The 1,277-nt window shown below is 41.7% G+C and carries 1 protein-coding gene; it reads right to left on the bottom strand.

The annotated features are described in order from the left end of the window. Positions 1 to 46 precede the first annotated feature (46 nt). A protein-coding gene (locus CXF62_RS01375) for an IS3 family transposase (RefSeq protein ID WP_102092627.1) occupies positions 47 to 1,212 on the bottom strand; the annotation gives its coding sequence in 2 pieces (ribosomal slippage) (positions 47 to 954 and positions 954 to 1,212; 1,167 coding nt in all). Between the last annotated feature and the right edge of the window lie 65 nt (positions 1,213 to 1,277).

The following is a 1,277-nucleotide window of genomic DNA, read 5'->3' on the forward strand; positions in this document are numbered from 1 at the left end:
TGACCTATGCTGTCAAATCCGTAGACCTAAACTTGGGAGATTTTAATCAAGCGGCCTGACGATAATGATCAAACCACACCTGTCTTGGCGACTTCATGCCTAAACTCTTTTGAATCCTAGTCTGGTTATACTCAAGCTCAATATATTTAACAATATCGCTAATGGCTTCCATCCTTGTTTGATACTCTTGGTGATACACTAGCTCATTCTTTAACACGCCCCAGAAGCTCTCTATAGGGGCATTATCGTAACAATTGCCCTTACGGCTCATTGAACCTTTAAACTTATGATGTTCGATCAAATTGCGATAGTCATGACTGCAATACTGACTGCCTCTATCTGAATGCACGATTAAGCCTTTATTGGGCTTCTTATTCCTAATCGCCATATTTAGCGCGTTACAGACTAAATCTGCTGTCATTCGCTTATTAATGGCATAGCCGACCAGCTCTTTGGTATAAATATCTTTTACCCCTGCTAAGTACAGCCAACCCTCAGAGGTCCAGATATAAGTGATATCACTGACCCAAGCTTGGTTGGGCTGTTTGGCTTCAAAGCTTTGCTCTAATAGGTTTGGATAAATTGGTTTATTGTGATCTGAGTTAGTGGTCACTTTAAACTTCTTATGACGCTTGCATTTGATAGCATACTCTTCTTTAATACTTCTGATCATGTACTTGCTAATCTTATGCCCTTGAGCCGTTATATGGGCTTGTAGACGCTCATAACCATAGCGCTCTTTTGTCTCAGTATGAGCGGCTTTAACCAGCAATAGGCAGTGGTTACGATGTATTTGCTGATCACTGATACCACGAATTATCCAGTCATAGTAGCTGGATGGTTGAACCTCTAAAACAGCACACATCCGAGTAATACTAAAGAGTCGCTGATTGGCTTTGATAAAGGCGTACTTCACTAACCGTTTTTCGCAAAGTACGCCGTGGCCTTTTTTAGTATCTCACGCTCCTCTTCAGCTATCTTGAGCTTACGCTTGAGTTGTTTATTCTCTTCTATCAGCGCCATAAGCTCAGGATCATATTGTTTGGTGCCTTTAAGCTTGCCCTGATTGGCTTTATTCTGCCAGTTGGTTAGGGTCTGCATCGGTATGCCAAGCTTTCTTGCTGCGGCGCTGATATTGCCATTATGCTCAGCTATGCTTTTGACGGCTTCGGCTTTAAATTCTTCGCTGTATCGTGCTGTTTTTTTAGTCATGGTAAACTCCTTATCGAGTTGTTAGTTTACCAAGTTTTATTCTACGGTTTCTTCAGCATACCTCA

The organism is Psychrobacter sp. MES7-P7E (genome assembly GCF_002863645.1).
In the GTDB taxonomy this organism is placed as follows: domain Bacteria; phylum Pseudomonadota; class Gammaproteobacteria; order Pseudomonadales; family Moraxellaceae; genus Psychrobacter.